This is a genomic window from Streptomyces boluensis (genome assembly GCF_009908195.1).
Taxonomy (GTDB): Bacteria; Actinomycetota; Actinomycetes; order Streptomycetales; family Streptomycetaceae; genus Streptomyces; species Streptomyces boluensis.
In genome coordinates this window covers 1-26,064 of sequence record NZ_JAAAHS010000066.1, presented here as the reverse complement: position 1 = coordinate 26,064, position 26,064 = coordinate 1, and the positions used below count along the sequence as shown (strand labels likewise).

20 protein-coding genes are annotated in these 26,064 nt (G+C 71.2%); 12 read left to right on the top strand and 8 right to left on the bottom strand.

Going from position 1 to position 26,064, the window contains the following annotated elements; genetic code table 11:
* The 3 genes from GUY60_RS11800 to GUY60_RS11790 form a co-directional block, all read left to right on the top strand.
* Positions 1 to 1,001, top strand: a 1,001-nt coding sequence (locus GUY60_RS11800) for an ABC transporter substrate-binding protein (protein ID WP_161696692.1), incomplete at its 5' end; no start/stop codon positions are given.
* Positions 1,001 to 2,209, top strand: a complete 1,209-nt coding sequence (locus tag GUY60_RS11795; RefSeq protein WP_161696690.1) for an LLM class flavin-dependent oxidoreductase — start codon at positions 1,001 to 1,003, stop codon at positions 2,207 to 2,209. The genes GUY60_RS11800 and GUY60_RS11795, both read left to right, overlap by 1 nt.
* A 123-nt stretch (positions 2,210 to 2,332) precedes the next feature.
* Positions 2,333 to 3,403, top strand: a complete 1,071-nt coding sequence (locus tag GUY60_RS11790) for an NAD(P)-binding domain-containing protein (RefSeq protein ID WP_187369990.1) — start codon at positions 2,333 to 2,335, stop codon at positions 3,401 to 3,403.
* A 48-nt stretch (positions 3,404 to 3,451) separates the two neighbouring features.
* Here GUY60_RS11790 and mltG read toward each other — a convergent pair whose 3' ends face one another.
* Positions 3,452 to 4,303, bottom strand: a complete 852-nt coding sequence (gene mltG, locus GUY60_RS11785) for an endolytic transglycosylase MltG (RefSeq protein WP_161696688.1) — start codon at positions 4,301 to 4,303, stop codon at positions 3,452 to 3,454.
* Positions 4,304 to 4,395: 92 nt separating this feature from the next.
* Positions 4,396 to 6,222: an ABC transporter ATP-binding protein gene (locus GUY60_RS11780; RefSeq protein ID WP_161696686.1), complete on the bottom strand. Its 1,827-nt coding sequence runs from the start codon at positions 6,220 to 6,222 to the stop codon at positions 4,396 to 4,398.
* Positions 6,223 to 6,340: 118 nt separating this feature from the next.
* On the opposite strand from GUY60_RS11780, the gene GUY60_RS11775 reads away from it, so the two are divergent.
* From GUY60_RS11775 to GUY60_RS11765, 3 genes are all read left to right on the top strand, one after another.
* Entirely contained in the window at positions 6,341 to 6,778 is a 438-nt protein-coding gene (locus GUY60_RS11775; protein WP_161696685.1) for a MarR family winged helix-turn-helix transcriptional regulator, read from the top strand.
* 36 nt (positions 6,779 to 6,814) lie between these two features.
* A complete protein-coding gene (locus tag GUY60_RS11770; RefSeq protein ID WP_161696683.1) occupies positions 6,815 to 9,760 on the top strand; it encodes an FAD-binding and (Fe-S)-binding domain-containing protein in 2,946 nt (981 codons plus the stop codon).
* Between the two features lie 228 nt (positions 9,761 to 9,988).
* Positions 9,989 to 11,446, top strand: a complete 1,458-nt coding sequence (locus GUY60_RS11765; protein WP_376771204.1) for a Gfo/Idh/MocA family protein — start codon at positions 9,989 to 9,991, stop codon at positions 11,444 to 11,446.
* Positions 11,447 to 11,511: 65 nt separating this feature from the next.
* Here the strand turns inward: GUY60_RS11765 and GUY60_RS11760 are convergent, their stop codons facing one another.
* Together GUY60_RS11760 and GUY60_RS11755 are read right to left on the bottom strand one after the other, a co-directional pair.
* Complete coding sequence (locus GUY60_RS11760) at positions 11,512 to 12,984, bottom strand: cation:dicarboxylate symporter family transporter (RefSeq protein WP_187369989.1); 1,473 nt, start codon at positions 12,982 to 12,984, stop codon at positions 11,512 to 11,514.
* A gap of 168 nt (positions 12,985 to 13,152) precedes the next feature.
* Positions 13,153 to 13,947 carry a L,D-transpeptidase family protein gene (locus GUY60_RS11755; protein ID WP_246234759.1) on the bottom strand — a complete coding sequence of 265 codons (795 nt, stop codon included), beginning with the start codon at positions 13,945 to 13,947 and terminating at the stop codon, positions 13,153 to 13,155.
* A gap of 211 nt (positions 13,948 to 14,158) precedes the next feature.
* Here GUY60_RS11755 and GUY60_RS11750 point away from each other — a divergent pair, with 211 nt between their 5' ends.
* Positions 14,159 to 16,030, top strand: a complete 1,872-nt coding sequence (locus GUY60_RS11750; RefSeq protein ID WP_161696679.1) for an ABC transporter transmembrane domain-containing protein — start codon at positions 14,159 to 14,161, stop codon at positions 16,028 to 16,030.
* Complete coding sequence (locus tag GUY60_RS11745; protein WP_161696677.1) at positions 16,027 to 17,808, top strand: ABC transporter ATP-binding protein; 1,782 nt, start codon at positions 16,027 to 16,029, stop codon at positions 17,806 to 17,808. The genes GUY60_RS11750 and GUY60_RS11745 overlap by 4 nt, the downstream gene beginning before the upstream one ends.
* 39 nt (positions 17,809 to 17,847) lie before the next feature.
* Here the strand turns inward: GUY60_RS11745 and GUY60_RS11740 are convergent, their stop codons facing one another.
* Both GUY60_RS11740 and GUY60_RS11735 read right to left on the bottom strand, forming a co-directional pair.
* A complete protein-coding gene (locus GUY60_RS11740; protein ID WP_187369988.1) occupies positions 17,848 to 18,591 on the bottom strand; it encodes a glucose 1-dehydrogenase in 744 nt (247 codons plus the stop codon).
* A 120-nt stretch (positions 18,592 to 18,711) separates the two neighbouring features.
* Entirely contained in the window at positions 18,712 to 19,503 is a 792-nt protein-coding gene (locus GUY60_RS11735) for a metal-dependent hydrolase (protein ID WP_161696675.1), read from the bottom strand.
* Between the two features lie 84 nt (positions 19,504 to 19,587).
* Here GUY60_RS11735 and GUY60_RS11730 point away from each other — a divergent pair, with 84 nt between their 5' ends.
* From GUY60_RS11730 to GUY60_RS11720, 3 genes are read left to right on the top strand one after another with little or no spacing between them, the layout of a single operon-like run.
* The gene (locus tag GUY60_RS11730) at positions 19,588 to 22,161 is read left to right on the top strand and encodes a DEAD/DEAH box helicase (protein ID WP_161696673.1); all 2,574 of its coding nucleotides are present in this window, start codon (positions 19,588 to 19,590) and stop codon (positions 22,159 to 22,161) included.
* A 52-nt stretch (positions 22,162 to 22,213) separates the two neighbouring features.
* Positions 22,214 to 23,086 carry an acyl-CoA thioesterase gene (locus GUY60_RS11725; protein ID WP_161696672.1) on the top strand — a complete coding sequence of 291 codons (873 nt, stop codon included), beginning with the start codon at positions 22,214 to 22,216 and terminating at the stop codon, positions 23,084 to 23,086.
* Between the two features lie 43 nt (positions 23,087 to 23,129).
* Positions 23,130 to 23,672 carry a tetratricopeptide repeat protein gene (locus GUY60_RS11720; RefSeq protein WP_161696670.1) on the top strand — a complete coding sequence of 181 codons (543 nt, stop codon included), beginning with the start codon at positions 23,130 to 23,132 and terminating at the stop codon, positions 23,670 to 23,672.
* 54 nt (positions 23,673 to 23,726) lie between these two features.
* Here GUY60_RS11720 and GUY60_RS11715 read toward each other — a convergent pair whose 3' ends face one another.
* The gene (locus GUY60_RS11715) at positions 23,727 to 24,182 is read right to left on the bottom strand and encodes a VOC family protein (RefSeq protein ID WP_161696668.1); all 456 of its coding nucleotides are present in this window, start codon (positions 24,180 to 24,182) and stop codon (positions 23,727 to 23,729) included.
* Between the two features lie 106 nt (positions 24,183 to 24,288).
* On the bottom strand, positions 24,289 to 25,551 hold the full coding sequence (locus tag GUY60_RS11710) for a hypothetical protein (protein ID WP_246234756.1): 1,263 nt from the start codon (positions 25,549 to 25,551) through the stop codon (positions 24,289 to 24,291).
* Positions 25,552 to 25,685: 134 nt separating this feature from the next.
* Between GUY60_RS11710 and GUY60_RS11705 the strand changes: the two genes are divergently transcribed.
* The coding region (locus GUY60_RS11705) for a TetR/AcrR family transcriptional regulator (protein WP_161696666.1) at positions 25,686 to 26,064 on the top strand (379 nt) is incomplete at its 3' end.

Below are 26,064 nucleotides of genomic sequence, written 5' to 3'. Positions count from 1 at the left end.
CGGCCTGCTCCGGGGCCTCTTCCGCCGACACCTCCTCGGGCGGTACGGGCGGGGGCGCGGTGGATGGGAAGGGTTCGCTGACCCTCAATGTCGGGGACCAGAAGGGGGGTTCGCGGGCCGTGCTCGCCGCAGCCGGGGAGTTGAAGGGCCTCGACTACCGGATCAAGTGGTCGACCTTCACCTCGGGCCCGCCGCTGCTCGAAGCGGTGAACGCGCGGGCCGTCGACATCGGCGCGGTCGGCAACACCCCGCCGGTGTTCGCCGCGGGCGCCGGTTCGAAGATCACCGTGGTGGGCGCGACGCACGGCACCGCGTACGGGGAGGCCGTGCTCGTACCGAAGGGCTCAGCGCTGAAGTCGCCCGCGCAGCTCAAGGGCAAGGCGATCGCCGTGGCCCAAGGCAGCTCCGCGCACTACCAGTTGGTGTCGTCGCTGAAGAAGGCCGGCCTGACGCTCGACGACGTGAAGGTGAAGTACCTCCAGCCGGCCGACGCGCTCGCCGCGTTCACCGGCGGCAAGGTGGACGCCTGGGCGGTGTGGGACCCGTACACCTCGCAGGTGCTCGAAACCGGCCAGGCGCGGGTGCTCACCGACGGCGAGGGGCTGGTGAACGGGCTCAACTTCCAGGTGGCGGCGCCGAGTTCACTGAAGGACAAGAAGAAGACCGCGGCGATCGACGACTATCTGGAGCGGCTCGAACGCGCCCAGAACTGGGTGTACGAGCACCCCGGGGCGTGGGCGAAGGTGTGGGCGAAGGACACCGGTCTGCCGTACGAGGTGGCACTCGCCGCGGTGAAGCGGTCCAACGGGACGCGGGTGCCGGTCGCCGTCGACAAGAACGTGGTGGCCTCGGAGCAGAAGATCGTCGACACCTTCGCGGAGCTGAAGCTGATCCCCCGGCGCGTGCAGTTCAAGGACTTCGTGGACGAGCGGTTCAACGGCGACCTGCCGCCGTCCACCACCCCCGCCCGTAGCTACAAGAGCCAGAAGAAGGACTCCTGATGAACGTTCACCTGCACTGGTTCCTGCCGACGGGCGGCGACGGCCGCACCCTGGTCGACCGGCACGCGTACACCGACGGGGGCATCAAGCGGTCCCGGATCACCCCGGTGAGCGGGGTGCGCGCGCCCGACATCGAGTACCTGGCGCAGATCGCGAAGGCGGCCGAACAGCTCGGTTTCGAGGCGGTGTTGACGCCGACGGGCACCTGGTGCGAGGACGCCTGGCTGACGACGGTGGCGCTCGCGCAGCACACCGAGCGGCTGAAGTTCCTGGTGGCGTTCCGGCCGGGGGTGATCTCGCCGGTGCTCGCCGCGCAGATGGCGGCGACGTACCAGCGCATCACGCGCGGGCGGCTGCTCCTGAACGTGGTGACGGGCGGCGACTCGACCGAGCAGCGGCGCTTCGGCGACCACCTGGACCACGACCGCCGGTACGCCCGCACCGACGAGTTCCTGTCGGTGGTGCGCGGGGTGTGGGCCGGTAAGCCGTACGACTTCGACGGGGAGCACTACCGGGTGGAGGGCGGGCTCACCGCGCTGCCGCCGGACCCGCTGCCGGAGATCTTCTTCGGCGGTTCGTCGGCGGCGGCGGGACCGGTCGCGGCCCGGCACAGCGATGTGTATCTGACCTGGGGCGAGCCGCCGTCAGCGGTCAAGGAGAAGATCGACTGGATCCGCGGGCTCGCGGAGGCCGAGGGGCGCACGGTGCGTTTCGGTATCCGGCTGCACACCATCTCGCGGGACTCGTCCAAGGAGGCCTGGGCGACGGCGGACCGGCTCCTCGACGACCTGGACCCGGAGACCGTCGCGGCGGCCCAACAGGCCCTGGGCAAGAGCGAGTCGGTGGGCCAGCAGCGGATGCTCGCCCTGCACGGCGGCTCCCGGGACAAGCTGGAGATCGCGCCGAACCTGTGGGCGGGCGTGGGCCTGGTTCGCGGAGGTGCGGGGACCGCTCTGGTGGGCAGTCACGCCGAGGTGGCGGACCGGATCGAGGAGTACCACGCGCTGGGGGTCGAGCACTTCGTGCTGTCGGGCTACCCGCATCTGGAGGAGGCGTACTGGTTCGGTGAGGGGGTGATCCCGGACCTCGCCGCGCGTGGCCTGCTGCCCACGGTGCCGGCGTCGCCGCTGCTCGGGGTGCCCGCGGCGAACGGCCGCCCGGCCTCGGCGCCGGGCGGTGCGCCGCTGCTCGTGGCGGGCGGCCGCTGAGTCGCCATAGAACCGGCGGGGCTCGTAGAACTGGCGGGGCTCGGGAAGATTCCCGAGCCCCGCCGAGTTAGTAGAAACGTGAACGATATCGGGGTACGTGGCGTAGCCGAGGGAACGCGGAGCGTGCGGGTCGTGGTGGTGGGCGCCGGACAGGCCGGACTGTCCGCCGCCCACCATCTGCGGCGCGCCGGGTTCGAGCCCGACCGGGACTTCGTGGTCCTCGACCACGCCCCGCGCCCCGGCGGCGCCTGGCAGTTCCGCTGGCCGAGCCTGACGTACGGCAAGGTGCACGGCATGCACGCCCTGCCGGGCATGGAGCTGACCGGCGCCGACCCCGGGCGCCCCTCGTCCGAGGTGATCGGCGGGTATTTCAGCACGTACGAGGAGACCTTCGACCTGCGGGTGCACCGGCCCGTCGACGTGACCGCCGTACGGGAGGGCACGGACGGGCGGCTGCTCGTGGAGAGCTCGGAGGGCACGTACGCGACCGAGGCCGTGATCAGCGCGACGGGCACCTGGGACCGGCCGTTCTGGCCGCGCTACCCGGGCCAGGAGCTGTTCCACGGGCGGCAGTTGCACACCGCGCAGTACCCAGGGCCCGAGGAGTTCGCCGGGCAGCGGGTGGTCGTCGTCGGCGGCGGCTCGTCCGGGGTGCAGCACCTCCTTGAGATCGCACCGCTCGCGGCCGCGACGACCTGGGTGACGCGGCGTCAACCGGTGTTCCGTGACGGCGAGTTCGGCCAGGACCAGGGCCGGGCCGCGGTGGCGCTCGTCGAGGAGCGGGTGCGGGAGGGGCTGCCGCCACGGAGTGTGGTGTCGGTGACGGGGCTCGCCCTGACCGAGGCGGTGCGCGAAGGCCTCGCGGCCGGGGTGCTCGACCGGCTCCCGATGTTCGACCGGATCACGGCGGACGGGGTGGCCTGGGACGACGGGCGACACGTCGAGGCCGATGTGATCCTGTGGGCGACCGGGTTCCGCCCGGTGGTGGACCATCTGGCGCCGCTGCGGCTGCGCGAGCCGGGCGGCGGCATCCGCCTCGAAGGAACGCGCGCGGCCCGTGACCCCCGCGTTCATCTGGTGGGGTACGGGCCTTCGGCGAGCACCATCGGGGCGAACCGCGCGGGCCGGGCGGCCGTGCGCGAGATCCGCCGACTCCTGGACGGGGAGCGGGAGTTGACGGCCGACGCCCACTGATCCGGCTTCGGGCCGGCCGGATGCGGAGGTCTACCGCTGCGCTCCGGGTCAGCCGGACGCTGCGGTCTTCTGGCCGTTCTGCTCGGCCTTGCGGACCTTGTTGAACTCGTCGACGTTGCTCTGGTGCTGGCCGTACTCGGCGCTGAAGCGGGTGTCGCCCGGCTTCACGGTGACGAAGTAGAGCCAGTCGCCGGGCGCCGGGTTGAGCGTCGCCTTCAGCGCTTCCGCCCCGGGGTTGGCGATGGGAGTGGGCGGCAGGCCGGTCTTCTCGTACGTGTTGTACGGGCTCTTGAGCTTGGTGTCGGCGTTCTTGGTGTCCAGGGTGGAGCGGTTGAGGGCGTAGTTGATGGTGGAGTCCATCTGCAGGGGCATGCCGCGGTCGAGCCGGTTGTAGACGACCCGCGCCACCCTGGCCATGTCCTGCTGGGTGTCGGCCTCGGCCTGCACGATGCTCGCGATGGTGACGGTCTGGTAGATGGAGACCGCGTTGCGGTCGGCGCCCGCCGTCACATCGCCGCCGCCGAACCTCTTGTTCGCGGTGTCGACCATGTACGCGAGAACGGACTTCGGGGTGGACTTCGCGTCGATCGGGTACGTCGCGGGGAACAGATAGCCCTCGGGGTTACCGGCCGACTCCCCCGGCAGTTTCAGACCGGCCGCGCCGGCCGCCTTCTTCGCGGTGCCCGGCGCGGCACCGAGGGCCTTGTCCACCGCCTCGTACACCTGGCCGGAGCGCCAGCCCTCGGGGACGAGCAGGGTGGTCGGGCGCTCGTTGCGGTCCTGGAGCAGCAGCGGCACCGCGACAGCCGTGCCGACGACGAGGGCGCCGGTGAGGAGGAGGGCGACCCGGCCGCGGCGGGTCAGCCGGATCTTGCCCCGGCGCGGAGTCTTGTTCACCATGCGGGGCACGGTACCCCGAGAGCCACCTCAAACCAGACATATCGGGCATATCTTCAGCCCGGCGTCGGGGTGCTGCCGGCTCGGCGCCCGGCTCAGCCGGTGACGGTCGACGGCGCGAGCCGGGCGTCCCGCTGCACCAGGGCCGCGTACCGCTCGCCGCGCTCCATCAGCGCCTCGTGCGTGCCGCGTTCGGCGATCCGGCCGCCGTCGAGGACGACGATCTGGTCGGCGGAGCGGACGGTGGAGAGGCGGTGCGCGATGGTGAGGGTGGTGCGGTTCGCGGAGAGCGCGTCGATGGCCTGCTGCACCGCGTGCTCGGTACGGGTGTCCAGGGCGCTGGTGGCCTCGTCGAGGATGAGCACGGGCGGGTCCCGCAGGATCGTACGGGCGATGGCGAGGCGCTGCTTCTCGCCGCCGGAGAACCGGTGGCCGCGCTCGCCGACCACGGTGTCGTACCCCTCGGGCAGGGCCGCGATGTGGTCGTGGATCTGGGCCGCGCGGGCCGCCTCGTGCAGCTCCTCGTCGGTGGCGTCGGGCTTGGCGAAGCGGAGGTTGTCGGCGACCGAGGCGTGGAAGAGGTACGTCTCCTGGGAGACCACGCCGACGGCACGGGCCAGGGTGTCGAAGTCGAGGTCGCGTACGTCGACGCCGTCGAGCGTGACCCGGCCCTCGGTCACGTCGTACAGCCGCGGCACCAGATAGCTGAGCGTCGACTTGCCGGAGCCGGTGGGGCCGACGACGGCGAGGCTGCCGCCGGCCGGGACGGTGAGGTCGATGGCGTCGAGCACGGGGGCGCCGACGGCACCCTTGGCCGTCTCCGCGTCGTACCGGAACCGCACGTCCTCGAAGCGGACTTCGCCCTTGACCTGGTCCAGGCGGACCGGGTCCGCGGGCTCCTCGATGTCGACGGTCAGGTCGAGGTACTCGAAGATGCGCTGGAACAGGGCGAGGGAGGTCTGGATCTGGACGCCGGTGGAGAGCAGGCTCACCGTCGGCCGGAACAGGCCCTGTTGGAGCGAGACGAACGCGACGAGCGTGCCGAGCGAGATCGTCGGGCCGCCGATGTGCGGGGCGAGGCCCGCGGCCCAGTAGATGACGGCGGGCATGGCGGCCATCACGATGCCGATGACCGACATCCGCCAGCGGCCCGCCATGCTGGAGCGGACCTCCAGGTCGATGAGGCGCTCGGACTCGGTGGCGAAGGACCGGGTGAGCGAGTCGCTACGGCCCATGGTGCGGCCGAGCAGGATGCCGCTGACGGAGAGCGACTCGGTGACGGTCGCGGCCATCGCGGCCATCTGCTTCTGCCGCTGCGTGGTGATCTTCTTGCGCTCCCGGCCGACGCGGCGGCTGATCCAGACGAACACCGGCAGCAGGAGCAGCGAGACGACGGTCAGGCGCCAGTCGAGCGCGAGCATCGCGACCACGGTCGCGATGACACTCGTGAGGTTGGAGACCAGGGAGGTCGCGGTGGAGGTCACGGTCGCCTGCATGCCGCCGATGTCGTTGGCGATGCGGGACTGGACCTCCCCGGTGCGGGTCCTGGTGAAGAAGGCGAGCGACATGCGCTGGAGCCGGCCGTACACGGCGGTGCGCAGGTCGTGCATGACGCGCTGGCCGACGGTCGTGGAGATCAGGGTCTGCAGCACGCCGAAGACGCTGGTGACGACCGCGCTGAGGATCATGCCGAGGGCGAGCAGGCTGAGCAGCCCGGTACGGCCCTCGGGGATCGCGGTGTCCAGGATCTCCTTGAGCAGGAACGGCGTCGCGACAGAGACCAGCGAGGCGGCGCCGACCAGGAGCCCGACGAGGGCGAGGCGGCCGCGGTAGGGACGGAAGAGGCGCAGGATGCGGCGGAGCTGGCGGGGCTGGTCGGGATCGGGAGGAGGGGGCGTCCAGCCGGATGATTCGGGGTGCATGGGCCTCCTGAAAGGCGGGGACCTCCCGTGCGGAGAGGTGTGGGACCACGATGACCGGAGGAGCATAGCTCATTGTTACCTACACTCACAATGAGCTTGGTCCTGTTACGCTGCCGCCATGACGACGCCCGATCCGGACGGCCTCCTCGCCGACCAGCTGCTCCGCCTGGCCCGCCGACTGCACCGCGTCCAGAAGCACCACCTCGTACCGGTCGGCCTCACCCCCGGCCAGTCCCGGCTGCTCCGCCTGGTCGCGCACCAGGAGTCGCCGCCCCGGATGGCCGACCTGGCCCGCGGCCTGGAGGTGGTGCCGCGCGCCGTGACCACGCTGGTCGACGGTCTGGAGACGGCCGGGTGTGTGCGCCGGGTGCCGGACCCGGCCAACCGCCGGGTGATCCGGATCGAGCTGACCGACGCGGGACGCGAGACCCTGCGGGCGCTGCGCGACGCGCGCCGGGCCGCCGCAGAAGACATCCTGGCTCCACTGACCGCAGGGCAGCGCGAGGTGCTCGGCGGGCTGCTCACCACCCTGGTCGACGACCCGGGCCGGTGCTGAGAAGCGGTACGGCCCGACCACGCCGAGGAGGCACCCATGCCCCTGCTGGAGCCCAACGCGGACGCCCTGCGGCCCGCCGCGCGGGAGTCGGCGCCGTCACCCGACCGGCTGCCGGACCGGCGGGCCCCCGGCACCCCGGAGCCGCTCCGCTCCGACCTGGTCGCGCTGCTCGGCACGGACAAGGTGCTGCACAAGGTCTCCGACCTGGTGCGGTACGCCTCGGACGCCAGCCCCTACCGCTTCGTACCGCAGGTCGTGGTGGTCGCGGAGGACATCGACGACGTCTCCGCGGTCCTCTCGTACGCGCACGGCAAGGGCCGTGAGGTCGTCTTCCGGGCGGCCGGGACCAGCCTCAACGGGCAGGCGCAGGGCGAGGACATCCTGGTCGACGTGCGCAAGCACTGGGCGGGCGTCGAGGTGCTCGACGACGGGGCGCGGGCCCGGATCGCGCCGGGCACCACCGTGGTCCGCGCCAACGCCACGCTCGCCCGGCACGGCCGCGTCCTCGGCCCCGACCCGGCCAGCGCGATCGCCTGCACCCTCGGCGGTGTCGTCGCCAACAACGCCTCGGGCATGACGGCGGGCACCACCCGCAACTCGTACCGCACCCTCGACTCGCTCACCTTCGTGCTGCCGTCCGGCACCGTCGTCGACACGGCCGAGGCGGACGCCGACGAGCAGCTCGCGCACGCCGAACCCGCGCTCTGCCAGGGCCTGTTGGGCATCAAGGCGGAGATCGAGGCGGACCCGGACCTGGTCGCCAGGATCCGCGCCAAGTACGAGATCAAGAACACCAACGGGTACCGACTGGACGCGTTCCTCGACGGCTCGACGCCCGTGCAGATCCTGCGCGGCCTGATGGTGGGGTCCGAGGGCACGTTCGGGTTCATCGCCGAGACCGTCTTCCGCACCTTGCCGCTCGACCGGCTCGTCTCCACGGCGCTGCTGTTCTTCCCGTCGCTGACCGCCGCCGCGGCCGCCGTGCCGGAGTTCAACGCGGCGGGCGCGCTCGCCGTCGAGCTGATGGACGGCAACACGCTGCGCGCCTCGGTCAGCGTCGAGGGCGTGCCGCAGGACTGGGCGGAGCTGCCCAAGGAGACCACGGCACTCCTCGTCGAGTTCCGCGCCCCCGACGAGGAGCGGCAGCGGGCGTACGAGGAGCGGGCCGCCGCGGTCCTCAACGGTCTCCAACTCGTCGCGCCCGTCGCCTCGGTGACCAACGAGTTCACCCGCGACCCGAAGACCATCGGCGGTTACTGGAAGGCCCGCAAGGCGTTCGTGACCGCCGTCGGCGGCTCCCGCCCCTCCGGCACGACGCTGATCACCGAGGACTTCGCGGTGCCGCCCGGCAGGCTCGCCGACGCCTGCTCCGCGCTGCTCGGCCTGCAGACCCGGCACGGCTTCGACGCGGCCGTCGCCGGGCACGCCGCCCACGGCAACCTGCACTTCCTGCTCGCCTTCGACGCCGCCAAGGCGGAGGACGTGGCACGGTACGCGGCGTTCATGGACGACTTCTGCACGCTGACCGTGGAGCGGTTCGACGGCTCCCTGAAGGCCGAGCACGCCACCGGCCGCAACATCGCGCCCTTCCTTGAGCTCGAATGGGGCCCGAAGGCAACCGAGTTGATGTGGCGCACCAAGCAAGTCATCGACCCGGACGGGGTGTTGGCCCCGCGTATCGTCCTGGACCGCGACCCCGAGGCCCATCTGCGCGGCCTCAAGACCATCCCGAAGGTGGAGGCCATCGCCGACCCGTGCATCGAGTGCGGCTTCTGCGAGCCGACCTGCCCCAGCCGCGACCTGACCACCACCCCGCGCCAACGCATCGTGCTGCGCCGGGAGATGATGCGCCAGCCCGCCGGATCCCCGGTCGAGGACGGCCTTGTGGAGGCGTACGGGTACGACGCGGTGGACACCTGCGCGGGCGACTCGACCTGCAAGCTGGCCTGCCCGGTCGGCATCGACACCGGCATGATGATGAAGAACCTCCGGCACGCCCGGCACACCCCGCGCGAGGAGCGGGTCGCCGCGCTCGCCGCCCGGAACTTCAAGCTGGTGGAGGCGTCCGCGCGGCTCGCCGTGGCCGCCGCCGACAAGATCGGTGACCGGCTGCTGACCACGGTGACGCGCGCCGCGCGCAAGGCGGTTCGCCCCGATCTCGTACCGGAGTGGCTGCCGGAGATCCCCGGCGCCGCCGCCCGCAAGCTGCCGCGCACCGCACGCGTCGGCGCCGCCGCCGTGTACTACCCGGCGTGCGTCAACCGCATCTTCGGCGGCCCCGATGAGGGCTTCTCGCTCGCGCGGTCCGTCGTCGCCGTGTCCGCGCGCGCGGGCAAGCCGGTGTGGATCCCCGACGACGTGGCGGGCACGTGCTGCGCGACGATCTGGCACTCCAAGGGGTACGACGAGGGCAACGCGCTGATGGCCAACCGCATCGTCGAGGCCGCCTGGGGCTGGACGGCGGGCGGGCGGCTTCCGCTGGTCGTCGACGCCTCGTCCTGCACGCTTGGCATCGCGCACGAGGTGGTGCCGTATCTCTCCGACAACAACCGGGAGTTGCACGCCGAGATGAAGGTCGTCGACTCCCTGGTCTGGGCCGCCGACGAGCTGTTGCCGCACCTGACCGTCCTGCGCACCGTCGGCTCCGCGGTCCTGCACACCACCTGCTCGATGCGGCACCTCGGCGACGGCGCGCACCTGCGTACGGTCGCCGAGGCGTGCGCCGACGAGGTGGTCACCCCCGACGACGAGGCGTGCTGCGGCTTCGCGGGCGACCGGGGCATGCTGCACGAGGAACTCACCCGCTCCGCCACGGCCCACGAGGCCGCCGAGGTCACGTCCCGGCCGTACGACGCCCACCTGTCCGCCAACCGCATGTGCGAAGTGGGCATGGACCGTGCCACGGGCCGTAGTTACCACTCGGCGCTGATCGAGCTGGAGCGCGCCACCCGGCCGGGGCCGAGGGCGCGCGGGCGCACCTGACACACCTGACGCGGGTACAGGGAACCCGGGGCGGGGCGGTCGGCGCAGTTGAGCCGACCGCCCCGCCCTTCGCTGTGCTCCGGGAGTCCAACCCCGGCGCGATAAGTCCAATTCCCCGTCCGTTCCCGTCCCTTGCGCCGCATGTGATCTTCCCGCCAGGGTGGCTGCGCCGTTGCTCACCGCACGTACACCTACGCGTACGGAGGTCCCATGCACGACGACACGTCCATGCCGCAGTCCGACGGTGCTCCCCAGGAGGTCGCCGGCGATCCCGGCCAGGACGGCTCCGGGGTCTCCCGCAGAGCCATGATGCGCAATGCCGGTATCGCCGGTGTGGGCCTCGGGCTCGCCGGTCTCGGCGGCGGGACCGCGCACGCGCACCCGTCCGCCGGGACCACGCCCGCGCAGGCCTCCGCGGCCGCCGAGGCTCCGCCCCGCCAGGGCGAGACCATGATCGGGGTGCCGTTCGAGAAGCGCTCCACGGTACGGGTCGGGATCGTCGGACTCGGCAACCGCGGCGGCAGCATGATCGACCTGTTCCTCGCCCTGCCGCAGGTCAGAGTGGTGGCGCTGTGCGACCCGGTGAAGGAGAAGACCGCCGCGGCCGCGAAGAAGGTCACGGACGCGGGCCAGCCAGCCCCGGCGACGTACACCAAGGGCGACAGCGACTACGAGAACCTCTGCAAGCGCTCCGACCTGGACTTCGTGTACGTCGCGACGCCGTGGGACTTCCACTTCGAGATGGCGAAGACGGCGATGCTGAACGGCAAGCACGTCGGCGTGGAGTGTCCGATCGCGCTCCAACTCGACCAGCTGTGGGAGCTGGTGGACCTCTCCGAGCGCACCCGCAAGCACTGTATGCAGCTGGAGAACTGCTGCTACGGCAAGAACGAGATGCGGGTCCTGCGCATGGCGCACGCCGGGCTTTTCGGTGACCTGCTGCACGGCGCGGGCGCGTACAACCACGACCTGCGCGGCCTGATGTTCGACCCGGACTACTACGAGGGTCCGTGGCGCCGCCTCTGGCACACCCGGCTGCGCGGCGACCTGTACCCGAACCACGGCTTCGGCCCGGTCGGCAACTACATGGACGTGAACCGCGGGGACCGGGTCACGCACATCTCCAGCTTCGGCACCCCGGCGCTCGGACTCGCCGAGTACCGCAAGGCCAACATGCCGCCGGGCGACCCGAGTTGGAAGGAGACGTACATCGAGTCCGACCGCACCATCAGCCTGGTACAGACGGAGAAGGGCCGGGTCATCCGGCTCGAGCACGATGTGTCGACGCCACACCCGTACTCGCGGATCAACAGCCTCGGCGGCACGAAGGGTGTCTTCGAGGACTACCCGACGCGGATCTACCTGGAGCCCGGCCACACCGACGACAAGTGGCACGACTTCGCCGAGTTCGCGGACTGGGACCACTGGCTGTGGAAGGAACACGCCAACCCGCCCGGCGGGCACGGCGGCATGGACTACATGATGGTGTTCCGCCTGATGCAGTGCATGCAGCTCGGACTCGTACCGGACTTCGACGTGTACGACGCCGTGACCTGGACGGCGCCGGTGCCGCTCAGCCACGCCTCGATCAAGGCGAAGGGCGCGCCGCAGGCGATACCCGACTTCACCCGCGGGCTCTGGAACAAGGCCCGTCCGGGCGTCGACTCGGAGAAGCCGCAGGGCTGATCCGAGCGCGACACCCGGTGCGGTCCGGCCCCGCGCCGACGGGACCGGACCGCACGGGATTCACGTCAACTCGCGGTGGGATCAGGGTCCTTGGCGGTCCTTGAGGCGGAGGCGGCGAGTGCCTTCTCGCCCTTGTCACCCTGGTCGCCCTTGTCGGCCTCACCGGTCAGGTCCGGCTGCTCGGAACGCTCAGCCTCCTGCGCGGGACGCTCCTGCTCCTGCTCCGACTCCTGCTCCGGTACGAACGCGATCTCGCCCGAAAGCACCTTCTTCGCCCTGCGGGTGTCGAGCGCGCCCTCCCAGCGGGACACGGCGAAGACGGCCACGCAGTTGCCGAGCAGGTTGGTGGCGACGCGCATGGCGTCCATGATGCGGTCGACGCCGAGCAGCAGGGCGACTGCACCCGCCGGGATGACGCCGAGCGCGGACGCGGTTGCCGAGAGGGCGAGGAAGGCGGAGCCGGGAACTCCGGCCATGCCCTTGCTCGTCAGCATCAACACCAGGACCACGGTGACCTGTTGACCGAGCGTCAGGTCGACGCCGACGGCCTGGGCGATGAAGAGGGTGCCGATGGAGAGGTAGATCGAGGCGCCGTCGAGGTTGAAGGAGTAGCCCGTGGGCAGCACCAGGCCGACGGCGTCGTCACGGCAGCCCGCCTGGCGGAGCTTCTGCATCATCCGCGGCATGACGGTCTCGCTGGACGCGGTGCCGAGCGCGAGCAGCATCTCCTCGCGGGTGTAGCGGATGAACTTCCAGAGGCTGATCCCGCTGACCACCTTGAGCGCGATGCCGAGCAGCACGAGGAACATCAGGGCGACCGCGTAACAGACGCCGATGAGCTTGCCGTACGTGGAGAGCGCGCCGAGGCCGTACTCCCCCACGAGGTGGGCGGTGGCGCCGAAGACGGCGAGCGGGGCGAGCTTCATGATGAAGCCGACGACCGCGAAGACGACCTCCTGGGCCTGCTCGATGGCGGGCAGGATCGCGGGCACCTTGGTGTTGCCGAGGTGCAGCAGCGCGGCGCCCACGAGGCAGGACAGGACGAGGACTTGGAGCAGGGAGTTCTCGGCGAAGGCGCCGACCGCGCTGTCCGGCAGCGAGTGCAGCAGGAACTCCGAGGTGGACGGCAGTTCGCCGCCACCGGTCTTCTCGTCGACGGCGGACGCGTCCAGGGACGCGGGGTCGACGTTCATGCCGTCGCCGGGCCGTACGAGGTTGCCGGCGAGCAGGCCGACGACGAGCGCGACAGTGGTGGCGACCTCGAACCAGATGAGGGCCTTGAGCCCGATCCGGCCGAAGGCCTTCAGGTCGCCCGCCTTGGTGATGCCGGCGACGACGACACAGAAGACGAGCGGCGCGATCATCGCCTTGATGAGCCGTACGAAGCCGTCGCCGAGCGGTTGGACAGCGGTGGCGACCTCCGGCCACAGCCGTCCGACGAGGACTCCGAGTACGAGAGCACAGGCGACCTGCGCGAACAATGAGGTACGCAGCAAGCGGGTGGCGCGGCGCGGTATGGACGGTACCGACTGGGACACGGACACTCCTCCCAAATAACTTCTGGCATACGGAAGATGGTTTCCGCAGTGCGCACTATTTCGGAGGTGTTGTTTCCGCAAAAGACATGCGTGTCAGATCCAGGTAAATCTTGGATCTTGCTACAACGATGCAGGTCCTGGTATACGAAGTGGTCCCACTCCGTGAGATCAACCCGCCCTCAGATGCCCCTGGTCGCCCATCACGATCACCGGGTGCCGCTCCGGGTCGAGGCGGCGCAGCAGGTACTCCATCGCGGACCTGCTCACGCTCACACAGCCCGAGGTGCCGCTGCCGTGGTCCATGTGCAGCCAGATGTAGCCGCCCTTGGACTGCCCCTGAGGACGGTTGGGGTCGTTGGGCGAGGTGCCCTTGACGCGGTTGTAATCGATGGCGATGACGAGGTCGAAGTCGTGCCAGTGCGTCTTGGGCCAGGACCGGGACGCGGTGAACGCCGACGAGCGGGTGTACGGCAGCCGGGACCCCGGGTCCGCGAGCACTCCGCCCGCGTCGCTGAGCGTGAACACCCCGACGGGGCTGCGCTTGTCGCCCTCGCGGTGGTCGGTGCTCCAGCCGCGCTTGCCGTTGTGCGCGGGCCAGGCGCGGGCCCGGTCCCAGGTCGCACCGTGCTTCTCGTACAGGGCGACCGTCGACCGCGCCGAGTCCTCGCCCGCGCCCTCGACCACGACGACCTGCCGGGCCGCGGCGGGGATACGGCCACCCATCTCGGCACCCACGTGCGGGAGGCGGTCGAGGTTCCGGGTGCCGTGATCCGCCCCGCTCCGCCCGGACTTGTCGGCGCCGGGCCCGGACTTGCCGCTGCGGGACGACGCGGTGGCGGTGGACTTCGCGGCCCCGTCGCCCGAACTCCCGCTGCCCGCCGTGGAAGCCGTGGAACAGGACGCGAGCGCCGAGAGACACACCATCGCCGCGAGGGCCGTCCGCACCGTGCCGGATGTACGCATACGGCCCATCGTCGCACCCGGATTCCCGGCGGCCGGACCGTGCGCCCGCTCCCCCGACAGGAATGACCGGTTCTTTGCCCGACCCCAGAAAATCGTTTGCCTCAGCGGCCGTTCCGGCGTCAGCCTTGCACGGTTTCCGCCGATTCACCCGGCCCATGCTCCGCATCGCCGGGCCCGCCACAGCGCCGCGCCGTTCGACCCCTGGGACGCCATGCAGATCAGTGATCTTCCGTATACCGATCCGGGTGTGCCCGACGCACGCTCGGGTCCTCGATTCCTCTGGTGGCTCGGGCGGAACCAGGCGGGTGGTCAACTCAAGTCGCTCGCCTGGGGTCTGCTGCACTTCGGTGGCGTGATGGCCCTGCCGTACGGCGTCGGCTTCGCCGTGCAGGCCGTCGTCGACCGCTCCGGCGGCCGGCTCGCGTTCGCCGGTCTGCTGCTCGTACTCGCCGGAGTGTGCCTCGCGTTCGGCGACACCATGCTGCACCGCACCGCGGTCACCAACTGGATCACCGCCGCGGCCCGCGTCCAGCAGCTTCTGGCCCGCAGGACCGCGCACCTCGGCTCCGCGCTGACCCGCCGGGTCGCCGCGGGTGAGGTGGTCGCGGTGTCGACCGGCGACGTGGAGAAGATCGGCTGGTTCGTGGAGGCCGTCTCCCGCTTCACCGCGGCGGCCGTCACCGTCGCAGCGGTGTGCGTGGCGCTCCTGATCCACCAGCCGGACCTCGGCCTTGTGGTGGCCCTCGGCGTTCCCCTGGTCGCCCTCGGCGTGCTGCCGCTGCTGCCCCGCGCCACCCGGCTCGCCGACGTACAGCGTGAGAAGGCGGGCAAGGCGACCGAGTTGGCTTCCGACACGGTCGCCGGTCTCCGGGTGCTGCGCGGCATCGGCGGCGAGGAGCTGTTCCTCGACCGCTACCGCAGGGCCTCCCAGGACGTGCGCCACGCCGCCGTACGCAGTGCCCGGATGTGGTCGGCGATCAGCGCCCTCCAGGTGCTGCTGCCCGGAGCGCTGCTCATCGTCGTGGTCTGGCACGGCCTCGGCCTGGTCCGCGACGGCCGGATCGAGGTCGGTGAACTCGTCACCGTCTACAGCGCGGTCATGCTCCTCACCTATCCCTTGCGGCACTTCGAGGAGATCGCCATGGCGTACTCCTTCTCCCGGCCGTCGGCGAAACGCGCCGCGCGCGTGCTGTCCCTGGAGCGGACGACGACCGGCGGACCTGATGCCGGACCCGTCGCTGACCCGGCCGGTGGCGCCGACGACCCGCGGACCCCGCCCAGCGGTGACCTCTTCGACCCGGTGACCGGGCTGCTCGCCCCCGAGGGCCGGCTGACCGCCGTGGTGTGCGGCGACCCGGACGAGGCGGGCCGGCTCGCCGAACGCCTCGGCGGGCACGCCGCGCTCGACGAGGGCGACGTGCCCGGCCCCTCGGTCCGGCTCGGCGAAGCTCCGCTCGACGCGCTGCCCCTGGACGCGGCCCGAGCCGTGGTCCTCGTCCAGGACAAGGACCCGGTGCTGCTGTCCGGCACGCTCAGCGAACTGCTCGACGTACCCGCGTCCGGGAACGTCACCGTCGACGACGCGCTGACCGCCGCCGAGTGCGGGGACGTCCTCGACGCGCTCGCGCAGGCCTCGGTGGACGAGGACCCGATGGCGGCGCCGATCACCGAGCGCGGCCGGTCCCTCTCCGGTGGCCAGCGCCAACGGCTCGCCCTGGCACGGTCGTTGGTGACCGACCCGGAGGTCCTCGTCCTCGACGAGCCGACCTCCGCGGTCGACTCGCACACCGAGGCCCGGATCGCGGACGGCCTGCGCACCGTCCGCAAGGGCCGTACGACCGTCGTGTGCACCTCGTCGCCGCTGCTCCTCGACCGGGCCGAGCGCGTGGTGTTCGTGCACGAGGGCGAGGTCGCCGCGGTCGGGGTGCACCGGGTACTCGTGCGCACCGACCCGCGCTACCGCGCCGTCGTGACCCGCGAGACCGAGGAGGAGCAGCGCCGGAGCGGCTCCACCGCGAACAGCACGGACGCCGCGTCCCCGAACGGGTCCGGCCCCGTCATCGAGATCGAGGAGACCGCATGATCGGCCTGGCACCGCCGGAGTACGACCCGGCGGTCCCCCGCACCACGGAGACGCTGCCGGTGGGCGGCCCGGCGACGGTACGCGCGTACGTACGCGAACTGTTCGGCCGGCACCGGAATGCCTTCGCCCTGCTGATCGGCGTGAACGCGGTCGCGGTGATCGCCTCGATGGTCGGCCCGACGCTCCTCGGCGACCTGGTGCAGGGTGCCGCCGACGGTGCCCGCGACCTCCGACTCGGGCACGCCGCCGCCGTGTTCGCGGTCGCCCTCGTGCTGCAGGCGGTGTTCGTCCGGCTCGTCCGGCTGCGCGGCGCGATGCTCGGCGAACGGATGCTGGCGGATCTGCGCGAGGACTTCCTCGTACGGTCCGTGGGTCTGCCGCCTGGCGTGCTCGAGCGTGCCGGGACGGGCGATCTGCTGTCCCGGATCACCACCGACATCGACCGGCTCGCCAACGCGATGCGGGAGGCGGTGCCGCAGGTCACCATCGGCGTCGTGTGGATCGCGCTGCTGCTCGGCGGTCTCGCCGTCACCGCTCCGGCGCTCGCCCCTGCCGTGCTGCTCGCGGTGCCCGTCCTCCTCATCGGCTGCCGCTGGTACTTCCGGCGGGCACCGGCCGCGTACCGCTCGGAGGCCGCCGGGTACGCGGCCGTCGCCGCCGCGCTCACCGAGACCGTCGACGCGGGCCGCACCGTCGAGGCGCACCGGCTCGGCGCCCGCCGCGTCGCGCTCTCCGACCAGCGGGTCGCGGAGTGGACGGCGTGGGAGCGGTACACGCTCTATCTGCGGTCCGTCCTCTTCCCGGTGGTCAGCGCGACCCACGTCACGGTGCTCGCCTCGGTCCTGATGGTCGGCGGCGTCTTCGTCCTGCAGGGCTGGATCGACGTCGGCCAGCTCACCACGGGCGCCCTGATCGCCCAGATGATGGTCGACCCGGTGAACCTGATCCTGCGCTGGTACGACGAGCTGCAGGTGGCCCAGGTGTCCCTTGCCCGGCTCGTGGGCGTACGGGAGATCGAGCCGGGCGCGGGCGACGCGGAGCTGGCCCCCGACGGGCGTGAAGTCGCCGCGGACCAGGTGCACTTCGGGTACCGGCCGGGTGTCGACGTACTGCGTCAGGTGACCCTCGACGTGCGGCCGGGCAGCCGGGTCGCGCTCGTCGGGCCGTCCGGCGCCGGCAAGTCCACCCTCGGCAGGCTGCTCGCCGGGATCTACGGGCCGCGCACCGGCACGGTCACGCTCGGCGGCGCGGAGCTGTCCCGGATGGCCGCGGAGCGGGTGCGCGAGCATGTCGCGCTGGTCAACCAGGAGCACCATGTGTTCGTCGGTTCGCTGCGGGACAACCTGCTGCTCGCCCGGTCGGACGCGGGGGACGCCGAGCTGTGGGCGGCGCTCGGCGCGGTCGACGCGGACACCTGGGCGCGCGGGCTCGACGCCGAGCTCGACACCGAGGTCGGCTCCGGCGGCTTCGCGCTCACCCCGGCGCAGGCCCAGCAGATCGCGCTGGCCCGGCTCGTACTCGCCGATCCGCACACGCTGGTCCTGGATGAGGCGACGTCGCTGCTCGACCCGCGCGCGGCCCGGCACCTGGAGCGCTCGCTCGCCCGGGTCCTGGACGGCCGCACCGTGGTGGCCATCGCGCACCGGCTGCACACCGCGCACGACGCGGATGTGATCGCGGTGGTCGAGCGGGGCCGGATCAGCGAACTGGGCAGCCACGACGAACTCGTCGCGGCGGACGGGGCGTACGCGGCGCTGTGGCGGTCCTGGCACGGGTAGCGGCGCCGGTGGCCGGGACGGGGCGGCGGAGGTACAGCCTCAGCCGATCCCGCCCGTGGCCCGGATGTTCTGCCCTGTGATCCAGCGGCCGTCAGGGCCCGCGAGGAACGCCACCACGTCGGCCACGTCGGCGGGCTCGCCGAGTCGGCGCAGCGGCGTCATCCCTGCCACCGTCTCCAGGACCTCGGGCGGGTTGGTGCCGCGCAGCAGCTCGGTGTCGGTCGCGCCCGGCGACACCGTGTTCACGGTGATGCCGCGCGGCCCGAGCTCCTGCGCCGCGACCAGCGTCAGCTGCTCGACGGCGCCCTTGCTCGCGGCGTACGGGGCGTTGCCCGGCGCGGGGCGGACGGTGTTGAGGCTGGAGATGCTCACGATCCGACCGTCGTCGCGCATGTGCCGGGCCGCATACCGGAGGGTCAGGAACGTGGTCCTGGCGTTGACCGTCATGACCCTGTCGAAGGTGTCGTCGTCGGTCTCCGCGAGCGGCGTCACGGTGAAGTTCAGCGCGGCGTTGTTCACCAGGATGTCGAGGTCACCGAAGTGCTGGGCGGCGACGTCCATGAGCTGCTCCGCGGCTCCGTGCTCGGCCAGGTCGAGGCGTACGGCCCGGACGCTGCCGCCCGCCTCCTCGACGCTGCGGACGACGTCCTGCGCCGCCTCCGTACGCTGCGCGTAGTTGAACACCACGTTCGCCCCGTCGCGGGCGAGGCGCTCCACGACGGCCCGGCCGATGCCCCGTGAACCCCCGGTGACGACTGCCGTTCTGCCCTTCAGCACTGCCACTGTGCCCTCCCGGATCGTGAACAGACGATCGAGTGAACCCTCACCCTAAGGTCGAAGCTGAGGCTCGGGTGCCCGAAGCCCTGAAACCCGGGTGCCCGAAGCCCTAAGAGACGTGAAGCCCTAAAAGACGTTCAGCGCCGCCGCCCCGCCCACGCCGCCGAGCAGCATGAACACCGGCATCAGCACCTTCAGCTCCACCCAGCTCCCGGCCCGGAAGCGCATGAACTTGGGCGGACCCATCGGGTACCAGCGCTTGCCCGCGATCGGCAGCGGCCACAGGATCGGGCAGCCCGAGACGGTCAGGGCGTCGCCGATGTCGTGCACCAGGGCGCCGAGGACGATGGGCAGGCCCAGCCACAGGTACTCCTGACCGGCGCCGGTGAACAGCCAGTTCGCGCCGTTGCCCGGCTCGTCGAGGACGCCCGCGAGGATCCACGCGCTGGTCGCGCCGAGCAGCCACACCAGTACGTCACTGGAGACCCGGGCCGCCCGCCAGAGCAGCCCCTCCACCGCGAGGACCAGGTGCACGAAGAGGATCGCGAGCACCGCCCAGCGCCCGCCGGTGACCGCGGCGACGGACGCGCCGGCACCGATCAGGACCGCCCACAGCCAGGTGTGCGTCAGCGTCCGGTGGCCACCGGAGCGGCGCGGGTCGTGCCGGCTCCGGGTCGCCTTGTAGACGGCGTACGAGAGTTTGTCGACGATCTCGCACAGGCCGCGCGACACGGGTCCGAAGGCGCGGGAGATCGTGGCCGACTTGTGGTCCAGGTCGGGGGCGAGTGCCGCGCCCGCGCAGATCAGCGCGCCGACGACGAGGACCGGCCAGGGCATCGGATGCCCGGCGGCCGCGGCCGCCGCTCCCACCCCCAGCCAGGCCGCCGCTCCCGACAGTGAGTGTGCTGGACCCATCATGGCCGTTGCCCGCCCCATTCCCGTTGTGCTGACGCCCAGTTGACGCATGGTCGGGCGCCCGGTCGACGGCACAGCGTAACGTCCGTGATCTTCCCGCCGACCTCCGGTTCCCTGATCGGGGGTACGGGCAGGCAAGATGGGGGTGTGACCCTTATCGATCAGCTGCCGCCGGACGCCGACCCAGATGCCCTCTTCGACGCCTTCTCGTCATGGACCGAGGAGCAGGGGATCACTCTCTATCCGGCTCAGGAGGAGGCGCTGATCGAGGTGGTCTCCGGCGCCAACGTGATCCTCTCCACCCCGACCGGCTCCGGGAAGAGCCTGGTCGCCGCGGGCGCGCACTTCGCCGCGCTTGCCGCCGACAAGGTCACCTTCTACACCGCGCCGATCAAGGCGCTGGTGAGCGAGAAGTTCTTCGACCTGTGCAAGCTGTTCGGCACCGAGAACGTCGGCATGCTCACCGGCGACGCGTCCGTGAACGCCGACGCCCCGGTGATCTGCTGCACCGCCGAGGTCCTCGCCTCCATCGCGCTGCGCGACGGCAAGGACGCGGACATCGGCCAGGTCGTGATGGACGAGTTCCACTTCTACGCCGAGGCGGACCGCGGCTGGGCCTGGCAGATCCCGATCCTCGAACTGCCGCAGGCCCAGTTCGTCCTGATGTCGGCGACGCTCGGCGACGTGGCGATGTTCGAGGAGGACCTCACCCGCCGCACCGGCCGCCCCACCACCGTGGTGCGCTCCGCGACCCGGCCGGTCCCGCTCTCGTACGAATACCGCCTGACGCCCATCACGGAGACCCTCACGGAGCTCCTGGAGACCAAGCAGTCCCCCGTCTACATCGTGCACTTCACGCAGGCACAGGCCGTCGAGCGCGCCCAGTCCCTGATGAGCATCAACATGTGCACGAAGGCGGAGAAGGAACAGATCGCCGACCTGATCGGCAGCTTCCGCTTCACCACCAAGTTCGGCCGCAACCTCTCGCGTTACGTGCGCCACGGCATCGGCGTCCACCACGCGGGCATGCTGCCCAAGTACCGACGCCTGGTGGAGAAGCTGGCACAGGCCGGTCTCCTCAAGGTGATCTGCGGTACGGACACACTGGGCGTGGGTGTCAACGTCCCCATCCGCACCGTCCTGTTCACCGCCCTCGCCAAGTACGACGGCACCCGGGTGCGGGTGCTGCGCGCCCGCGAGTTCCACCAGATCGCGGGCCGCGCCGGGCGGGCCGGGTTCGACACGGCGGGCTTCGTCGTCGCCCAGGCGCCCGAGCACGTCATCGAGAACGAGAAGGCGCTCGCCAAGGCCGGCGACGACCCGAAGAAGCGCCGCAAGGTCGTACGGAAGAAGGCCCCGGAGGGCTTCGTCGGCTGGACCGAGAACACCTTCGACAAGCTGATCGGCTCCGACCCGGAGCCGCTGACCTCCCGCTTCCGTGTCACCCACACCATGCTGCTCGCGGTGATCGCCCGGCCGGGCAACGCCTTCGAGGCGATGCGCCGGCTCCTGGAGGACAACCACGAGCCGCGCAGGAACCAGCTGCGGCACATCCGTCGCGCCATCGCGATCTACCGTTCGCTGCTCGACGGCGGCATCGTCGAGAAGCTGGACGAGCCGGACGCCTCCGGCCGTATCGTGCGCCTCACCGTCGACCTGCAGCAGGACTTCGCGCTCAACCAGCCGCTGTCCACGTTCGCGCTCGCCGCGTTCGAACTCCTCGACCCCGAATCCCCTTCGTACGCCCTCGACATGGTGTCGGTCGTCGAGTCCACCCTCGACGACCCGCGGCAGATCCTCGCCGCCCAGCAGAACAAGGCACGCGGCGAGGCGGTCGGCCAGATGAAGGCGGACGGCGTCGAGTACGAGGAGCGGATGGAGCGGCTCCAGGACATCGCGTACCCGAAGCCGCTCGAAGAGTTGCTCTGGCACGCGTACGGGATCTACAAGCGCAGCCACCCCTGGGTCGGTGACCACCCGGTGTCGCCGAAGTCCGTGATCCGCGACATGTACGAACGCGCCCTGACCTTCACGGAGTTCACGTCGTTCTACGAGCTCGCCCGCACCGAGGGCATCGTGCTCCGCTATCTCGCGAGCGCCTACAAGGCCCTCGATCACACCGTCCCCGACGACCTGAAGTCCGAGGACCTGGAGGATCTGATCGCCTGGCTGGGCGAGATGGTCCGGCAGGTCGACTCCTCGCTCCTCGACGAGTGGGAGCAGCTCGCCAACCCCGAGGTGGAGACCGCCGAGCAGGCCCAGGAGAAGGCCGACCAGGTCAAGCCGGTCACCGCCAACGCCCGCGCCTTCCGCGTCCTGGTCCGCAACGCGATGTTCCGCCGGGTCGAGCTGGCCGCCCTGGACAACGCCCGCGAACTGGGCGAGCTCGACGCCGAATCGGGCTGGGACGCCGACGCGTGGGGCGAGGCCCTGGACGCGTACTGGGACGAGTACGAGGACCTCGGCACCGGGCCGGACGCGCGCGGCCCGAAGCTCCTGTCCATCGAGGAGGACCCCGCGCACGGCCTGTGGCGGGTCCGGCAGACCTTCGCCGACCCGAACGGCGACCACGACTGGGGCATCAGCGCCGAGGTCGACCTCGCGGCCTCCGACGAGGAGGGTCGCGCGATCGTGCGGGTGACGGATGTGGGCCAGCTCTGAGTTCGTTTTTTCTCTTTTCTTCTCTGACACCAGTGATCACCGGAGCACCTCGATGACCAACCCCGCCGAGAGCCTTGTCGACCTGCTCGACCTGGAGCAGATCGAGGTCAACATCTTCCGCGGCCGCAGCCCGCAGGAGTCCCTGCAGCGGGTCTTCGGCGGCCAGGTCGCAGGGCAGGCCCTGGTCGCCGCGGGCCGCACCACGGACGGCGACCGCCCGGTGCACTCGCTGCACGCCTACTTCCTGCGACCCGGCCGTCCTGGCGTGCCGATCGTGTACCAGGTGGAGCGGGTCAGGGACGGGCGTTCGTTCACCACCCGGCGGGTCACCGCGGTGCAGCAGGGCCGCACGATCTTCAACCTGACGGCCTCCTTCCACCGGGCCGAGGAGGGCGGCTTCGAGCATCAGCTGCCGCCGCGCGTCGACGCCCCGGACCCGGAGACCCTGCCGACGGTCAGCGAGGAGATCCGGGCCCATCTGGGCGCGCTGCCCGAGCAGTTGGAGCGGATGGCCCGGCGTCAGCCCTTCGACATCCGGTACGTCGACCGGCTCCGCTGGACCCAGGACGAGGTCGAGGGGGCGGAGCCGCGCAGCGCCGTGTGGATGCGCGCCGTGGGACCGCTCGGCGACGATCCGCTGGTGCACACCTGCGCGTTGACGTACGCGTCCGACATGACGCTCCTCGACGCCGTACGCATCCCGGTGGAACCCCTCTGGGGCCCGCGCGGCTTCGACATGGCCTCGCTCGACCACGCCATGTGGTTCCACCGCCCGTTCCGCGCCGACGAGTGGTTCCTGTACGACCAGGAGTCCCCGATCGCGACGGGCGGCCGCGGCCTGGCCCGTGGCCGGATCTACGATCGGGAGGGACGGCTGCTCGTATCGGTCGTACAGGAAGGGCTGTTCCGGCGGAACGCGGAGTGAGCGGCGCGGCGGCGGAGCGGAAGCAACGGGGGAACGGAGCGACATGACCGAGCGGGACACACGCCTTGCGGAGGCCGTACGGCTGCGGGAGAGCGGGCGGCCGGAGGAGGCCAGGGTGCGACTCGTCGCCCTCGCCGAGGAGTTGCCCACGGACGCGCAGGTCGCGTACCAGACCGCGTGGGTGCACGACACGCTCGGTCTTGAGGCGCAGGCGGTGCCGCACTACCGCCGGGCGCTCTCGCTGCCCGGCGGTCTTTCGGCGCACGAGCGGGAGAACGCGGTACTGGGGCTCGGCTCCACGTATCGCGTCCTGGGCGAGTACCAGCAGGCCGTCGACACCCTGACCACGGCGTCGGCGGAGTTCCCGGAGAACGGCGCGCTCAAGGCGTTCCTGGCGATGGCGCTGTTCAACGTCGGCCGCCACCATGACGCGATGGAGCTGCTTCTCACGCTGGTCGCGACGACCAGCGACGATCCGAACGTGGCTGAGTACCGGCCGGCTATCGAGCATTACGCGCGTGATCTGAACGAGACGGTGGGGGAGGGTGCTGTCGTGGACGGGGCGGAGCCGGAGGCGGCTGTTTGAGTTCCGGCCCCGCCACCGGCGGGTCGGTCGGACGGTCGGACGTGTGGCGGGCGGTCAGACCGCGAAGACCTGGGAGTCGTCCGCGAACGCCTTGAACTCAAGGGCGTTGCCCGCCGGGTCGAGCAGGAACATCGTCCACTGCTCGCCCGCCTGCCCCTCGAACCGGACATACGGCTCGATGACGAACTCGACGCCCGCCGCGCGCAGTCGGCCCGCGAGCTCCTGGAAACCCGGAACGGTGAGCAGCAGGCCGAAGTGCGGCACCGGTACGTCGTGGCCGTCGACCGGGTTGTGGACGCGGGGCGCGCGCCCGGGGGCGAGGTGGGTGACGAACTGGTGGCCGTGCAGATTCCAGTCCACCCAGGTGTCGGCGCTGCGCCCCTGATCGAGCCCGAGCACCTCACCGTAGAAGCGGCGGGCGGCGGCCAAGTCGTCGACGGGCATGGCGAGATGGAAGCGCGGGAGCGGGGCCTCCGGTTTGGGGTCGGTGCCGGTGTCGGGGTCGGTCATGGTGCTGCCTTCCTTTGAACGGGCTCTGCGGCCATGCCTACCCGCGCAAGCAGCGCTTTCTCGGTCGGCGTCGCAGCGCTTTCTCGGTCGGCGTCGCAGCGCTTTCTCAGTCGGCGTCGTCGAACCAGCGCACCACCTGCGGCAGCGCCTTACGCACCGAGGTGTTGTGGTCGAACTCGCCTATGTCGGTGAGCTGTTGCTCGGCGCCGTTGTCGATCAGCTGGCCGCGGCAGTGCTCGGCGTGCGTGATCGCCACGTCGCCGTCACCGCGCGCGTGGAAGAGGTGTACCGGCACGTCGGGCCGCCAGTCGCAGGTGGTGTCCAGCGCCTTGAGCTTCTGCCGCAGCACGCCGGTGGGGTGGCGCACCTGGTCGAGGAACTCTTCCGTGAACAGTTCCGCCGAGGTCCCGGGCAGCGCCGCCGCGATCTGCTCCCCTGTGTGGTCGCCGTCGAAAAGCGTCTCGACCTCCTGGGCGTACGGGGCACGGAACGCGTCCTCCGGCGCGTCGTACAGGCCGTACATGCGGTTCCACGCGGTCACGAAGTAGGCGAGGTAGAGCGAGGACTTGGCGAGCTTGTCGTCCGCCGCGTCGGCCTCGAAACCGCTCAGGTCGAACGGTCCGGCGACCGGCGCGAGGGCGCCGAGGCGGAAGTACGGGTCGTCGCCCTCCTGGAGCGCCCGGCCCACCATCATCGTCGCGGGCCCGCCCTGCGAGAACCCACTGACGTGGACGCTCCGTCGCAGGTCACGACCGTCCCGCCGGGCGAACGTACGCGCCGCCCGCAACGCGTCCACCGAGGCAGTCACGGTCGCCCCCGGATGTCCGTACGGATGGATGCCGGGGCCTTCGCCGAGGCCGAGGTAGTCCGGAACAGAGGCGGCACGGCCGGTCGCGGCGAAGAGTAACGCCGCCTCGCGGTCGGTCGACTCGTCGTTCACCGAGGCCACTTCGCCGCGGTGGACCTGGGTGCCGTGCAGCCAGGACACCGTGCGCAGTCGACGGTCGCGGTTCTTGGGCAGGGTCACCAACTCGCTGGCGGTGGTGGGCTTCTGGTCCGTGTCGACGGTGCGGTACACGATCCGATGGGCCCGTACGCCGTACCTGACCTGGGCCGCGTCGATCCCGGCCTTCTCAAGGCGGGCCGCGACCTGCTCGGCGTCGAGGTCGAGGACGGGGGTCACGGAGACGATTTCGCCTCGAGGAGCGTTGTTCTTCGCTGCGGTGGCGTTCGCGGCGGTGGCGTTCGCGGCGGTGGTCGTGGCCTTGCCGGTCTCGGCGGTCTCGCCGCAGCCGGTCGCCGTCAGCACGGTCAGCGCGCAGATCAGGCCCAGCGCGGCGGACTTGCCCGGTAATCCGTTGAAGATCATGCCTGCACTCTGCCGTCGCGGGGGCGCGTGGCGCATTGGGGTGCGCACCCGAGGTGTGGCGGGGGTTTGCCCTACCGGCCCGCCCCACACCCTCGCGAGTAGACACTGTCTACGGCGAGTGGTAGACAGTGTCTATGCAGACTTCCCCGGAGAGTGAACGCTCCCTGCGCGAGCGGTTGATCGACGTCGGCGTGGAACTCGTGACGACCGAGGGCACCGCGTCCCTCGGCCTGCGCGAGATCGCCCGCCGCGCCGGGGTGTCCCACGGGGCGCCGCGTCGCTACTTCCCCACCCACCAGGCCCTGTTGTCCGCCATCGCGCGGCGCGGCTTCGAGGAACTGGCCACCCGCGTCGCGACGGCGGTCACCGATGCGGCATCGGCTCGGGGCCAACTGCGGGCTGTCGCCGGGGTGTACGTCGGGTACGCGCTGGAGCGGCGCGGGATGTTCGAGCTGATGTTCCGGCACGATCTGCTGGACAGTGCGGGGGCGGGGTTGCTGTCTCTTATACACA